This window comes from Weissella thailandensis, from assembly GCF_005405465.1.
Classification (GTDB): Bacteria; Bacillota; Bacilli; order Lactobacillales; family Lactobacillaceae; genus Weissella; species Weissella thailandensis.
This window is the reverse complement of the sequence record NZ_BJEC01000006.1, coordinates 38,099-52,964: the sequence shown is the minus strand read 5'-3', so window position 1 is coordinate 52,964 and position 14,866 is coordinate 38,099. Positions and strand designations below refer to the sequence as shown.

16 protein-coding genes and 1 other annotated feature are annotated in these 14,866 nt (G+C 38.2%); of the genes, 2 read left to right on the top strand and 14 right to left on the bottom strand.

The genetic code is table 11. The features are described from left to right. Nucleotides 1-3 precede the first annotated feature (3 nt). The 8 genes from rsmD to FFM62_RS03685 form a co-directional block, all read right to left on the bottom strand. Nucleotides 4-558, bottom strand: coding sequence for a 16S rRNA (guanine(966)-N(2))-methyltransferase RsmD (gene rsmD / locus FFM62_RS03720; RefSeq protein ID WP_115470807.1), 555 nt, complete (start codon nt 556-558; stop codon nt 4-6). After that, nucleotides 558-869: a YlbG family protein gene (locus FFM62_RS03715; RefSeq protein WP_115470806.1), complete on the bottom strand. Its 312-nt coding sequence runs from the start codon at nt 867-869 to the stop codon at nt 558-560. The genes rsmD and FFM62_RS03715 overlap by 1 nt, the downstream gene beginning before the upstream one ends. After that, nucleotides 870-2,081 carry an FtsW/RodA/SpoVE family cell cycle protein gene (locus FFM62_RS03710; protein ID WP_115470805.1) on the bottom strand — a complete coding sequence of 404 codons (1,212 nt, stop codon included), beginning with the start codon at nt 2,079-2,081 and terminating at the stop codon, nt 870-872. 163 nt (nt 2,082-2,244) lie between these two features. Beyond that, nucleotides 2,245-4,089 (bottom strand): translational GTPase TypA, encoded by a 1,845-nt coding sequence (typA, locus tag FFM62_RS03705; RefSeq protein WP_115470804.1) that lies wholly within the window; start codon nt 4,087-4,089, stop codon nt 2,245-2,247. Nucleotides 4,090-4,163: 74 nt separating this feature from the next. Further along, the gene (locus tag FFM62_RS03700) at nt 4,164-4,949 is read right to left on the bottom strand and encodes an inositol monophosphatase family protein (RefSeq protein WP_115470803.1); all 786 of its coding nucleotides are present in this window, start codon (nt 4,947-4,949) and stop codon (nt 4,164-4,166) included. A 5-nt stretch (nt 4,950-4,954) separates the two neighbouring features. After that, the gene (locus tag FFM62_RS03695; RefSeq protein ID WP_115470802.1) at nt 4,955-5,242 is read right to left on the bottom strand and encodes a UPF0223 family protein; all 288 of its coding nucleotides are present in this window, start codon (nt 5,240-5,242) and stop codon (nt 4,955-4,957) included. A gap of 5 nt (nt 5,243-5,247) precedes the next feature. Further along, entirely contained in the window at nt 5,248-5,835 is a 588-nt protein-coding gene (def, locus tag FFM62_RS03690; RefSeq protein WP_115470801.1) for a peptide deformylase, read from the bottom strand. Between the two features lie 44 nt (nt 5,836-5,879). After that, nucleotides 5,880-6,362 (bottom strand): hypothetical protein, encoded by a 483-nt coding sequence (locus FFM62_RS03685; protein ID WP_115470800.1) that lies wholly within the window; start codon nt 6,360-6,362, stop codon nt 5,880-5,882. 257 nt (nt 6,363-6,619) lie between these two features. On the opposite strand from FFM62_RS03685, the gene FFM62_RS03680 reads away from it, so the two are divergent. Then, complete coding sequence (locus tag FFM62_RS03680) at nt 6,620-6,832, top strand: DNA-directed RNA polymerase subunit epsilon (RefSeq protein WP_115470799.1); 213 nt, start codon at nt 6,620-6,622, stop codon at nt 6,830-6,832. Between the two features lie 3 nt (nt 6,833-6,835). Continuing rightward, nucleotides 6,836-8,515: a ribonuclease J1 gene (rnjA, locus tag FFM62_RS03675; RefSeq protein WP_115470798.1), complete on the top strand. Its 1,680-nt coding sequence runs from the start codon at nt 6,836-6,838 to the stop codon at nt 8,513-8,515. 47 nt (nt 8,516-8,562) lie between these two features. Here the strand turns inward: rnjA and FFM62_RS03670 are convergent, their stop codons facing one another. From FFM62_RS03670 to FFM62_RS03650, 6 genes are all read right to left on the bottom strand, one after another. Continuing rightward, nucleotides 8,563-9,504, bottom strand: coding sequence for a diacylglycerol/lipid kinase family protein (locus FFM62_RS03670; protein ID WP_165845886.1), 942 nt, complete (start codon nt 9,502-9,504; stop codon nt 8,563-8,565). A 73-nt stretch (nt 9,505-9,577) separates the two neighbouring features. Further along, complete coding sequence (gene msrA, locus FFM62_RS03665) at nt 9,578-10,108, bottom strand: peptide-methionine (S)-S-oxide reductase MsrA (protein WP_115470796.1); 531 nt, start codon at nt 10,106-10,108, stop codon at nt 9,578-9,580. Between the two features lie 12 nt (nt 10,109-10,120). Beyond that, entirely contained in the window at nt 10,121-10,966 is an 846-nt protein-coding gene (locus FFM62_RS03660) for a MetQ/NlpA family ABC transporter substrate-binding protein (RefSeq protein ID WP_115470795.1), read from the bottom strand. 38 nt (nt 10,967-11,004) lie between these two features. Further along, nucleotides 11,005-11,270, bottom strand: a binding site (T-box leader). 70 nt (nt 11,271-11,340) lie between these two features. Then, nucleotides 11,341-12,684 carry an FAD-dependent oxidoreductase gene (locus FFM62_RS03655; protein WP_115470794.1) on the bottom strand — a complete coding sequence of 448 codons (1,344 nt, stop codon included), beginning with the start codon at nt 12,682-12,684 and terminating at the stop codon, nt 11,341-11,343. 259 nt (nt 12,685-12,943) lie between these two features. Beyond that, nucleotides 12,944-13,114 (bottom strand): hypothetical protein, encoded by a 171-nt coding sequence (locus tag FFM62_RS10100; RefSeq protein WP_165845883.1) that lies wholly within the window; start codon nt 13,112-13,114, stop codon nt 12,944-12,946. A gap of 17 nt (nt 13,115-13,131) precedes the next feature. After that, entirely contained in the window at nt 13,132-14,865 is a 1,734-nt protein-coding gene (locus FFM62_RS03650; protein WP_137604533.1) for an ABC transporter permease/substrate binding protein, read from the bottom strand. Nucleotide 14,866: the final 1 nt, after the last annotated feature.

The window sequence follows — 14,866 nt, the reverse complement described above, 5'->3', positions numbered from 1 at the left end:
ATTTTACCTCCCTGTGTAACGATATAAAGTAATTACCGTAATGCCATAATCTTTCTGCTTAATTAGCTCAAAGCCGGGTAAAATTTCTGGTAAATCAGCGAATTGGTCTGTTTCTGCTACGACTAAGGCTTGTGCTGCAACAAGATTCGCGTTAACCAACGCTTCAAGATCCTTAACGATTGTTTGCTTTGCATATGGTGGATCAAAATACAAAATATCAAAGGGTATCGTGTTTTGTAATCGATGAATGGCTGCTTCAGCAGTACTTTTAATCACATGAAATTTCTCTGGCTGTTTTGTTACAGCAATATTTTCTTTGATCGTTTTGATTGCAGCATATTGTCTATCAACTAAAACGGCCTCATCAATTCCTCTAGACACACCTTCGATGCTTAATCCACCTGACCCTGCATATAGATCCAAAGAACGGCCACCATCAAAATAGGGATCAATCATATTAAACAGCGCTTCTTTGACTTTGTCAGTTGTTGGTCTCGTTGCATTACCTGGAACAGCTTTTAAAGGTCGTCCACCAAAATCACCACTTACTATCCGCATCACAATTCCTCTTCATCAATTGGTTCATCTGATAATTCATCGGGGTCAATCATCAATTCAAATGATTCACCATCACTACCCACAGTGGTATCAACTTCAGGCCAGTGTGACAAACTAACAGAAGAGACGAAGCCCAATCTTTCAATTAGCTTTGTCTTTGTTTCAATATCATCTTCATCCATATAAATAACTGCATATTTCATTTTATCAGATATATAATTAACAACACCAAAACGACGTAACTGGCGTGCCTGCCGAACATTTTTTAAATAGACAATGACGCTGCGCCTTGGCTTTACAACAAATGTCATTTAATTCACCTCTTCTAACTCAGTACTGTATTTTATCTGGCCAACAATATTTAGAGCCACACCAAATGTTATTCCCCAAGAAATCAAAGAAGATCCACCATAAGAAACTAACGGGAATGTTACCCCTGTAATCGGTAGAATACCAACGACACCACCTAGATTGATCAATATCTGGACAACAACGTATGTCCCAATACCATAGAGTACTAGTCTTTGTTGCATATGTCGTGCACGAATCCCCATGACTATCAGTCGGCAAATGATAACAGCAAATACGATTAGAACAGCCCAAATTGTAATTGCACCAAGTTCTTCACCAACTACTGCCATAATAAAATCCGTATTTGGTTCCGGTAAATAACCCGTTTTTTGAATACTATTTCCTAAGCCACGGCCAAACAAACCACCATTGCTAATAGCATAATATGAATTAATTAATTGATGACCAGAATCACCAGCCACCCATGGATTAACATACGCTTCAAATCGAGCAATTTGATACTGGAAAAATGGTAATTTTCCTAATAATGGTAATGAAAACGGAATTGCAACATAAGATGCTAAAACAAGTCCTACTAAAGTTAAAAGACTGCGCATTCTAACTCCAGCCATCATTAGAACAATCAAAAAGATTAACAATAAAATAACAATTCCACCAAAATCAGGCATCAAAAAGACTAGTGTCATTCCTGCAAAAGGAATCAACAAATCCTGCATTTTAATTTTAGGAAACCAACTATTTTTATCTGGTTTCTTTCTAGAAAAACGATGAGCAATATATAAAATCATACTGATCTTAAAATACTCAACTGGTTGAATACCAAAAGAGCCAATATAAATCCAACCCTTTGCTCCTGAAGTGACTTGACCGAATAACAGTGTATATGCCAAGCTTATCAGCAAAATAACATTAATACCCAAAATAGATCGAATCACAAATTTTGATTGCCAATTAATTTTCAATGCAAAAATAACCAGCATGATGATTAAGCTCATGAGACCAAATACAGCTTGTTTAATTAGAAAGCTACTAGCAGACCCAATAGCCATATTGGTACTTGCGGTGTAAACCATTGCATCGCCAAAAATCATTATGGCGATAATTGGTATTAATAACCATAAATCTAAATAACGAAACTTATTTTTTATTCGTCCCATTAAGCCCAGATGTTTTTTCCCACCACTATGCTGATGAGTATCTATTGCTTCCATATCATTGAGCTCCTTTTATAAATAGCTTTTTCCATTTTATCACATCTAATTACCTGAATACCTTATTCTTAAGGCAGATTATTTTATTTTTCAGCATAAATAACAAAAACGGTTGTTCCCCATAATTGGGCAACAACCGTTTTATTAAAAATAATTTTTTATATTAACCTTGTGTTGACATCTTGCGACGCCTAGCAGCCTTTTCACGCTCACTTGTATTCAAAATTTGCTTACGAATACGAACGTTTTCTGGCGTTACCTCAGCGTATTCATCATCATCCAAGAATTCCATTGATTCTTCAAGCGTCATATCACGTGGCGTCTTGATTGAAGCTGTTTGGTCCTTGTTAGATGAACGCACGTTAGTTTGGTTCTTAGCCTTAGTAACATTAACTGAAATGTCATTGTCACGGCTATTCATACCAACAACCATACCTTCATAAATGTCATCAGTAGGATGGATGAACATCGTTCCACGATCTTCAACACCCATGATTGCATACGTTGTGGCTTGGCCTTGGTTAATTGAAACAAGTGTTCCATTACGACGACCAGGGTTCCAGTTCTTAACAACCGGACCATATGCCTCATATGTGTGGTTGTAGATACCATATCCACGAGTCAATGACATAAACTCAGTTGAATAACCAATCAAACCACGTGAAGGTACAAGGAAGTCCAAACGTGTAGTTCCTGTACCAGTTGGTTCCATATTACGCATTTCACCCTTACGTTGGTTCAATGAATCAATCACTGCTCCAGAATACTCATCAGGTGTATCGATTTGAACGGCCTCAAATGGCTCTGACTGTACGCCATCAATTTCCTTCATAATAACCTTTGGACGTGAAACTTGAAGTTCAAATCCTTCACGACGCAAGTTTTCAATTAAGATTGATAAGTGTAACTCACCACGTCCTGAGACCAACCAAACACCGGCTTCATCAGTTTCAGCAACTCGCAATGACACATCAGTATGTAATTCACGATTCAAACGGTCTTGAATCTGACGAGCCGTCACAAACTTACCTTCACGTCCGGCAAATGGTGAATCATTGATACGGAAAGTCATTTGCAAAGTTGGCTCATCAATACGAAGTAATGGTAATGCTTCAGGATGTGCAGGGTCAACAACTGTCTCACCAACAGAGATGTCTTCCATTCCTGAAATAGCAATCAAATCACCAGCTTGAGCTTCTTCGATCTCAATACGATCCAATCCAATGTAACCAAATAACTTTGTTACACGGAAGTTCTTCACTGATCCATCGACCTTCATAACGGCCACTGAATCACCGACTTTGATTCTTCCATTAAACACACGACCAATTCCAATACGACCCACAAAGTCATTGTAGTCTAGTAGTGAAACTTGGAATTGTAGTGGTTCGTCAGCAGTATCAGCAGGAGCAGGAATTGTCTCAAAGACAGTCTTAAAGACAGGTTCCATAGTGTGCTCTTGTGTTTCAACTTCTGGCTCATATGATGATGTTCCATTCATAGCTGAAGCATAGATAACTGGGAAGTCCAATTGTTCTTCATCGGCACCAAGCTCGATAAACAAGTCCAAAACCTCATCAACAACTTCTGATGGACGAGCACCTGGACGGTCAACCTTGTTGACAATAACGATTGGTGTCAAGTTTTGTTCAAAGGCTTTCTTCAAAACAAAACGAGTTTGTGGCATTGTACCTTCAAAGGCATCAACCACAAGCAAAACACCATCAACCATTCCCATAATACGCTCAACTTCACCACCGAAGTCAGCGTGTCCTGGGGTATCCATGATGTTGATTTGCTTGTCTCCAACCTTGACAGCCGTATTCTTTGACAAGATTGTGATACCACGTTCTTTTTCTAGATCGTTTGTGTCCATCGCACGGTCGCCTAGTTCTGTACGCATGTCTAGCGTATCAGACTGCTTTAATAATTCGTTAACCAACGTTGTCTTTCCGTGATCGACGTGAGCAATAATTGCAATATTGCGGATGTTTTCGCGTTTTGCCAAAATTCTATTCTCCTTGACGCATACGTCACTTGTTTCTGTAATCGGTGTAACAATCGACAATCAATCCAACAACATTAAGTCCATTCCTTTTGAATTTCTTTAATATCATCGTATGTCTTCTCTGTTGCCACAAGCACTGAACCTGATAGTAACATATTCAAAGGGTGTTCGTCAATTGTTCCAACCTTTAAACCTAAAGATTTTGCCAGAACAACACCAGCAGCAAAATCCCATGGTCGCATGCGACTGAGGTAAGCAACCGCTTTCCCTGTTAGCACATGCAAATAGGAAATGCCTGCTGAGCCGTAGACACGATATCCAATCGCCGATTTAGCTAACTCTGGAAAACCCTTTTCTTCATATAATAGTCGGGCACCTGATAGAATAATAAGACCATCTTTCAATGGCATATCTGCTGGTGCTTGCAATGGTTTTTCATTATGAAAAACACCAAAATCAGGACCACCATGAACGACATCATGATTGGTGATATCCATAATCCATGCCATAACAGGTTCACCATCTTCATAAACAGCTATCATGGTAGCAAATTCATCTTGTTGTTTGACAAAGTTCATCGTACCATCAATCGGGTCAACATACCAAATTCGACCTTCTGTCGATTTTACAGCATCCCCAAATCCTTCTTCACCTAGAATCTGTGCTTCCGGATCAAATGTTCTAATATGTTGCACATAATACTGTTCAACTTCTCGATCAACATTGGTAACTAAATCTCGATGACTGGACTTTGTCTCGATTTGCATTCGTTGACAAACTCGTTTCATGACAATGTCACTAACATCATCTAACCAACCGAGCACCGTTTCATCCATCTTTTGTAATTGTGCCTGATTCATAAACGCTAGTCCTCCATTTTAAGATGATGGCTCTCCGTCTGACGCGCTAATTTCACAGTTTTGTATATACTGTAGCCCGATGTACTTTCGAATTCACGCCCAATTTGTTTTTCTTCACTTTTACTGGGGACGACTGTTTTAAAAGCAGCATAGGCATCCAATAAGGTTTGGCGATCAATACCAATTTCATAGGCATTAGCCACCGCCGAATATAACTTACTGGCGTTGATAATGTCATCTTTATTCCAAGCAGATAGAATTGGGTAAGTAAAATTTTTATCTGAGTTTGCCATATAAATCACCCTAAATAACGTGTATTGTCAGTTTCGGCCCATGGATCAGTTTTATTAATATGGTCATAATACAACGTACCGTGTAAATGGTCGATCTCATGTTGGAATACAATCGCAGGATAACCCTCAAGACGCAACTCTTGCTTTTCGCCAGTTTCATCTTGAAACTTTACGGTAATTCGGTATGATCGTGCAACATAACCAGGTAAGTCATTATCCACAGATAAGCAACCCTCACCCATTGATAAAGCACCCTTTTTTACTGATTGACGGGTAATAACTGGATTATAAATCGTTCCTTTAAAGAAGTAATCATCACCAGTTTCTTTTTGATCTTGTAGTTCTTCTACATCATCCGTAGGAATTAAGATTGATGAGAATTGTTGTGAAATACCTACTTGAGGTGCAGCTAAGCCAACACCTGGTCGTAAACCATATTTCTCATTCCTTTTTTCGTCCTGGCTGACAACCAGATACTCCATCATATTTTTTGACGCTTCTTTTACTTCATCAGACAAAGGAAATTCAACCTTAGCTGCACGTTCACGTAAAACCTTATTACCATCACGTGTAATTTCATTCATCAAATACATCTTCAGAATCTCCTATTTTTAAGTTAATTTTAGTATACCAAATTCTAAACGGGTTGATTCAATTTCCTTAAATCTCTAATATAAGCGGCCGTTTCTTGGTTAATAATGTGTGCAATATCAATATGTAATTCCGGTATACGCGTATCATACCAAACATCTGTTACTAATAATGCCATATCTGTTTCTGAAGCACTCTGCAAATTATTTTTTTCAGCATATTCTCTTAAAGCATTGTTAACTGCTTGTCTCACCACAACAACTTCTTGCACTCCTGATACTGGTAAGACAAACTCAAAAGCCATCACTTCATGACCCCAAATATTTGCTACCAAAGTTGAAGAAATATATTTATCAGAATTCAAGTAAAGTGCATCCCCTAAATCACCCAGAGCATATGTTAAACCTTTATTCACTATTTGTTGTGATGCAATAATTTGTCGTTCAGTCAAACGTCGCCCATATCGTCGATAAATTGTTATTGCAATAATAACACTTATTATAACTACCAGAACCCATAGAATCCACATTATAGTCTCCCTTCAAAAAAATTACATATCTCTTTAATAATCATTATATTTAGTGTACCTGAATTCCAAGTAAAAAACGATTGATTAGACGGCAATACTGCAACATTTATTAATAACCGAAATACGCGCGAATATTATACCTTATGTATAACATTGTAAAGGATAACTTTTACGTTAGTAGCAGATAATGCCTTTTTCTGCTAAACTAGCTATATACAAAGAATCGGAATAAAAAAATAAGGAGATACTTTATTACTATGATTTTTAAAGTTTACTATCAACCTAACACCTTCCAAAGTCCTGAACGTGAAAATACACATTCTCTATACTTGGATGCAACAGATTTACCAGCTGCTCGTTTAGCTGTTGAATCAAATACTGAGTACAATGTCGAACATATTGAACAACTGTCAGAAAAGGCTCTTGCATACGAGCAACAGAGCCCAGATTTTAAGTTGACGGAGTTTTAATATATGAAAACTGATTTAACTATTCGGCCTGAGGAGACAGCAGTCTATGCTTTGGGTGGTTTAGGTGAAATCGGAAAGAACACTTACGGTATTGAGTTTGGCGATGAAATTATCGTTGTTGATGCTGGTGTTAAATTCCCTGAAGATGATCTTCTCGGAGTTGACTACGTTATTCCCGATTATACCTACCTCAAAGAAAATAAAGACAAAATTAAAGCGCTCGTCATTACTCATGGGCACGAAGACCACATTGGTGCCATTCATTTCTTTTTGAATGCCGTCAATGTTCCTGTATATGCAGGACCCTTAGCAATGGCCCTGATCAAAAATAAATTAGACGAACACGGTCTTTTAAATAGTACAGAGCTACATGAAATAAATGAAGACACCGTTCTTAAATTCGATAAAATGAGTGTTGAATTTTTCCGTACAACTCATTCTATCCCTGACACTTTTGGTGTGGCCGTCCACACCCCTTCTGGAACCATTGTTGAAACAGGTGATTTTAAATTTGATTTAACACCAACGACTAAACAAGCACCTAATCTACAAAAGATGGCTCGCATTGGTTCTGAAGGTGTACTATTATTGATGTCAGATTCAACCAATGCCGAACGCCCAGAATTTTCAAAGTCTGAGCGTTGGGTTGGGAAAACCATTGACAAATTGTTCAACGAAATTGATGGCAGAATTATTTTTGCAACCTTTGCATCAAATATGTCTCGAATTCAAATGGCAACCCAAGCGGCAATTGAACATGGTCGCAAAATTGCCATCTTTGGTCGTTCAATGGAAAGCGCCGTCAATAATGGCCTAGCCCTTGGATACCTTGATATTCCTGAAGATATGTTAGTAGATGCTCACGAGATCAATCGTTTACCACCAGAAGAAGTTCTCATTATGTCAACTGGTTCTCAAGGTGAACCAATGGCTGCCCTAGCCCGGATTGCCAACGGTACCCACCGACAGATATCAATCCAGCCAAATGATACGGTCATCTTTTCTAGTTCACCAATTCCTGGTAACACACAATCTGTGAACCGCGTTATTAATGAATTAGAAGAAGCTGGTGCAAATGTTATTCATGGTAAAATCAATAACATTCACGCCTCAGGTCACGGTGGTCAAGAAGAACAAAAGTTAATGCTTTCACTCATGAAGCCAAAATTCTTTATGCCAATTCACGGTGAATACAGAATGCTGAAAGTCCATGAAGGACTTGGTCATGATGTTGGCGTTCCTGAAGAGAACACTTTTGTTTTGGACAATGGTGACGTACTTGCAGTATCACCAGATGAAGCCAAAGTTGCTGGTCATGTGCCAGCTCAAGATACTTATGTTGATGGTAACGGTATCGGTGATGTTGGTACGGCCGTATTGCGTGACCGCCAAATGCTCTCTGAAGATGGTCTAGTCGTTGTTGTTGCAACGATTGATTTAAAAAATAAAGAAATCACTGCTGGACCAGATATACTATCACGTGGTTTTATCTATATGCGTGAGTCTGAAGAATTAATAAACGAAGGTCGCAAGGTAATATTCCACGCAATCTTATCTGCTATGCACGAACCAACTGCCAACGAACATAGTATTCGAAACGCAGTTGTTTCACAATTACAACGTTTCCTATTCGAACAAACAAAACGTCGACCACTGATTTTACCTATGTTCATTATGATTTAAAATATAAAAAATAAGGCGCCACCTGATCTTAGGTGGCGCCTTATTTTTTATATATAGAAAGGATATTTTATAGTGCTTAGTTGTAGGACATTTTTTCTAGCAGGAATGACCTCGCCATCTAAATGACTATATTCTTTTATCTCGGATCTCAATCCAATCCGCGCTGACTTCAAATGATGTACCTCCGAATATCGATAATGGTTACCTCTTAACAAGGCACCAATTAACCAAATTAAACGGCCTAAGCTTTTCGGACGATCCACCAAAACAATATCAAAGAGACCATCAACTGAACTAGCATCAGGCAATATTTTAATTCCCCCGCCAAAATAAGGTTGATTCGACACTGTTATTAAAAAGGCATTATTAGTGCAATAACTTTCCTTTTGATCTTGTAATACCACTTCAGCATCAAAAGCATCTTGTTGCTGCAAGCTTTGAAAAATAGCTAAAAAATAACTGAATCCACCTAGATGGTATCGATTCAACCACTGCTTAATTTTTGACTGATTAGCAAAGGCAACGGTCGTAGCATCGATACCAATACCAAGATTGTTGACAAAATAGGATATCTCACTAGTTTGTTCATCAAGACATTTGCCAATATCTAATAATGTGACGTAATTTTGCTCTATCTGATGGTTAATTCGTTTAAACGCTTGAATTGGATAATCTGATAATTGATGGCTTCTAGCAAAATCGTTACCAGATCCAGCCGAAATATAGGCAATCGGCCTAGTTCGGTTTAGTGCCTTATTTTTTAGCAAACCATTCAACGCTTCATGAAGTGTCCCATCGCCACCAATAACAATCACTGGTGCTTGATCAAGGGTACTTTGAAACAGTTTATTTTCAATACCTCCTGGACCATCAGAATAAAACACACGGTAAGCAATTGATTGTTCATTTAGATATCTTTGCAATTTTTGCCATTTCTGTTTCGCAACGCCATTACCAGCAATTGGGTTAACCAAAAAACTATATGCCATTTTGACAGTCATCCCTTCATATAATCGTTAACTATTAGTATAACGAGTTAATCAAATTTTTCCTATGGCACTCTTATTTTTTATTAATCCCCCAATACTCTGCTTTATAGGCATCACGTGCCTGCTTTTCTTCTGCATAAGTCTCAACATGTTTTTTATAAAACTGTTGATGCTCATCTTCAGCATCCCAGAAAACACCAGATTTTTCAATTTTCGTGACAATCGGATCATCTCCAAAAATACTTGATGCTGCCAAAGCTTCTTTAGATTGCTCAGCAATCTTTGCTTGCTCTTCAGAATTTACAAAAATAACTGGCCGGTAATTATCACCACGATCTTGAAATTGACCCATAGCATCTGTGGGGTCAGCTGTTTGCCAATATAAATCAACAAGATTTTTATAAGTCACGACGTCATTATCAAACCACACTTTAACCGCTTCAGTGTGCCCCGTTTTATGGGCCTTTACTTGTTCGTAAGTTGGATTATCTACAAATCCACCTGTGTATCCTGAACGAACTTTTGAAATACCCGGAAGCGTTTCGAATGGTTCAACCATGAACCAAAAACATCCCCCTGCAAAAATTGCTGTCTCTTTAGCCATAACTATATCTCCTTATTTAAGTTTAATATCCCAAGCTGCCTTTTCAGCCGAACCATATAAATCTTTCATATGTGCTTTCGTCTTATCTGTTTGATAAGTTTTTACAACTTGACGATATATCTTTTTATTCTGTTTATCTTTTCGTGAGACAATAATATTGATATAACCCTTGTTTGCCTCATTAACTGGTTCTGTATACAACGCTTTATCAATATCTAACTTTGCATCCAATGCATAATTCGTATTGACTACTCCAGCATCGACCCCCTTTAATGCTGATGCTGTTTGTTCAGAATTCACTTCTTTTACCTTAAAATTCTTCTTATTGGTGGTAATGTCCTTAACACCAGGGACTTTCTTATCATGATTGTATTTGATCAATTTTACTGACTCTAGAACATCTAGTGCTCTTTTTTCGTTAGAACCATCATTTGGCACAATAATGGTTGCATTTTTAGGTAAATCTTCTAAGTTTTTGTATTTTTCGGAATAAATCCTAATTGGTGTCACATAAGTCTTACCAATTGGCACCAATTTTTTACCTAAGTGTTTATTCTGTTCTTTAAAATAATCAATTGTTTGCATGGCATTTAAATCAATTGATTTATCTACCAGGGCTTGATTAGGCTTTACATAGTCAGTAAATACCTTTAATTTGACATTAATATTATACTTCTTGGCCGCATCTTTTTTAACATACTCCCAGAGTTGTCGATCAGAATCCCCCACAAGCCCAGCTGTGACAGTCTTAGCCTTACTATTTGCTGAGACTTCTTGATCAGCTGTATTCGTCACCAACACAGATACACTTAATGCACCTATAATTGTTGATACAAGCCGTATTTTTCTTTTATTCATACTTTCCTCCATAAAAAAAGTCGTTCCTAGGACCTAAACCTAGAAACGACGACTCGTGTTACCATTCTAATTTTTTCTAATGATTACTCAATAAAAACTCTGAACGTGCAAGCAGGGTGCGAAATGATGCATTGCTTATACGTGTGTCTAATAACGAAGACCATCCCGTGTACTATTCATGAACTTGCCATTTATAATACCCAATCACAGGCCATTTTCCATCATATTCCTCAGACTGCTTTTCAGCTAACTGCAGCTCTCTATACATCGCATTATCATGTACTTTCCTGATCAACTTGTTTAAAAATGTTTTACGTATGAAATATATATTAGATGATTCTAATTTTTAAGTCAATAGTTTTATAAATCTTATGCTAATCATCACTATCATTAACGGCTTGCAAAGCTGTTGCACCAACAAAATTTATCGGTTGTGTAAAATTAGGTTGGAAAAAGAAGTCAGCCATTGCCAAATCATCAATCGTCATATTATTTTGAATTGCCAAAGAAACAACGTTAGCAGCTTGAGAAATATCATGTTTTGACATAAACGCTGCACCAACGATACGCCGTGTTTCCTTTTCCCAAGTTAAGGTTGATAATACTGGTGTTGTTGATAGCATAAATTCAGGCCGATAATTCTCTTCGTAGATTGTTTCCTCCACTTCTAAACCATGTTGTTCTGCAGTTGCCTTATTCAAACCAGTTGCTGACATGGCAAATCCATATAATTCAACGGCTGACGTACCCTGAGTACCACTATAAGGTAAATGATGACCATCAATATTCTTACCAACTAACATGCCTTGGCGAATCGCATTTGTAGCTAGTGGTAAATAATCATATTCGTGTGTTGGATTATAATAAACCGTCGTTGCATCTCCAGCAGCATAAACATCAGGCATGCTGGTTTCCATGTATTTGTTAGTAATAATAGCCCCGTTATCAAGCATATCAATCTGCCCGGCAAACAACTGCGTATTAGGCAAAAAGCCAATCCCTAAGACAGCAATATCAGCTTCATAACTACCTTTATCCGTATTGACCCGAATGCCGCCATCAGGCAAATCCTCGAATGAGGTCACCATCTGATTTAGAGCCAGCTTCACACCATGTTCTTGAAATGATTGCGCCAAACGGTTTGAAATGACTGGGCTAAAGTTTTTCGGCAATACACGGTCAAAGCCATCAACTAAAGTCACCTTTTTGTCTGTCACCGAAAACTGCTCGGCAATTTCAGCACCAATATAGCCAGCACCAATCACAACCACACGTTTTACATCACTAGCCACAGCTTTTATTTTCTGAGCATCTTCCCATGACTTAACCATATAGATACGGTCACTGTCGATGCCACTAATCTTAGGAATTAGCGGTTTTGATCCAGTCGTGATAACAATTTTGTCAAATATTTCCGAAGAGATTTTCCCAGTCAATAAGTCTTTAGCCTGCACGGATTTTTCAGCTAAGTTCACGGCAACCACTTCATGCTGCATCTTCATAATGATACCTTTTTCTGTCATCGTCGCTGGTGTTTCATAGAACATACGTTGTTCGTCAGAAACATGGTCACCCAACCACAGGGCGATACCACATGACAAAAATGAGACAGTTGTATGTTGCTCGAATACCGTTATCTCGGCATCTGGATGTTGCTGTTTAACTTGAATCGCTGAAAAAGTACCTGCATGTGTACTACCAATAATTGCAACTTTCATCATAACTTCACCAAAATTCCTCTCATCAGACACTCGCTAATTACAAAAAACATTCTATTCACAAATTAAAAACACTGTTAAATTAATATTCATGATCTAAATACACCATCTAACGGTAGCTATTAGTTACGTGTTTCACAATTAATATTGTAACTTATTTCACAATAAAGTCAATGAAAATTCAAATTTAGACCATAAAAAAACCATGGTGACCATAAAAAAACCATGGTGACTATAAGTCACCATGGTTACAACCTCATCAATTGTTTCGCCACTGCTTTACTAACATTACTGTACTAGTAATTGTACCTAGCATCAGCATGATTTGAGCAAATAACGATTTGTCTGCCATAATCGTCACACTAACAACAAGCGCTAATACGATGACTATGAAATAAATACAGGCATCTTCAATTTGTTCGGTCAACATATACTATATTTTCTCCCTTACTTGAACCAAGCATCAACCTTTGATTGGTTATTCTTAATCCAAGTGTTTGCAGCCTTCTTGGCTGACTTACCATCTTCGATATCAAGCATAACTTCACCCATGTCTTCCTTGGTCCACTTAAAGTTCTTTAGAACCTTGTATGCATCAGGCTTGTCCTGCTTCAAATCTTTACGAGTCATCGTCTTTAATGATTCGGTACTACCAAATGATTGCTTTGGATCCTTCAAGTACTTCAAATCATACTTTTGGAACATCCAGTGTGGTTCCCATCCAGTAACAACAATATCTTGCTTTGCTTTAATTGCTTTACCTAAGGCAACAGTCATCGCACCAGATGATGAAGGAGTAACTTGCCAACCTTGATCACCGATGCCGTAATCCTTAAGGGCTTTTTCAGCACCCTTAGTAACACCAGCACCTGGCTCAATGGCTGTAACCTTCTTACCGGCTTGATCTTGCAAATCAGCAATTGAATCAACATCCATATACTTTGGTACAACTAAACCAGTTTTAGCACCTTTCAAGTTAGTACCAGCTATATCAAGGTCATCCTTATATTTCTTATATTGCGCACCGTGAGTTGTTGGTAACCAAGCAGATACAGATGCGTCTGCCTGACCATTAGCAACTGATTGCCACATGATTGAATTATCAAGTGGTGTTAAATCAACTTCATAACCATGTTGACGCATTGCTTGGGCCAAAACATTGCTTGATGCAACCTCTGAGTCCCATTGCACATAAACCAACTTGATTGATTCCTTCTGTGAACTACCAGAAGTTAATGATGTAACCACACCACCACCAATCATAGCGACCACTACAGCAAGGGCTGTCCAACCCTTCCAGTGATGCTTAGCTGGTTCCGCTGCCGCCTTATCTGCAGGTGTACGGTTAAGTTTTTGTGTAAAGCGATCAATAATAATTGCCAAAACAACTAATGAGAATCCATTAACAAATCCTTTACCAATATCAGCATTTTGTACGGCTGATAGGACACCACGTCCTAGTCCTGGCGCACCGATCATTGATGCGATAACAACCATTGAAAGTGCTAGCATCAACGTTTGGTTAATTCCAGAGAAGATAGTTCCTTGCGCAAGTGGTAACTCGACCTTAAATAACTTTTGCTTTCCAGTTGATCCAAATGAATCAGCTGCTTCAACTAAGTCATTAGGTACTTGACGGATACCCAAGTTTGACATACGAACTGTTGGTGGCAATGCGAAGATAACTGACGCAAATACACCAGGAACAACTCCGATACCAAAGAATGCAACCGCCGGAATCAAATAAACAAAGGCGGGCATTGTTTGCATAAAGTCTAAGATTGGCTGAATGATTTTATTAACCGTTTCATTCTTAGCCATCCAAATTCCAAGTGGGACACCAATAATAACTGATATCAAACTAGAAATAATAACCAAGGTAAACGTACTCATCAAGTCTGACCAGAGACCTTGATTTTCAACAATCAACAAACCGATGAATGTAAAGAATGGCACTCCCCACTTCTTACCAAACATCAAGATTGAAAAGATTGTCACACCAATAATGAATAGCCAAACTGGAATCGCTGATAGCGCACCCGTCATTGTATCCATCACAACATTTCCACCGCTTTGAATAGCATCGAACAGACCACTCAAATGATCCGTTAGCCAATCAATTCCTGAGTCAACCCAAGGACCTAAAGGCAACTTAGGAAATAAATCTGCTAGAACAAACATT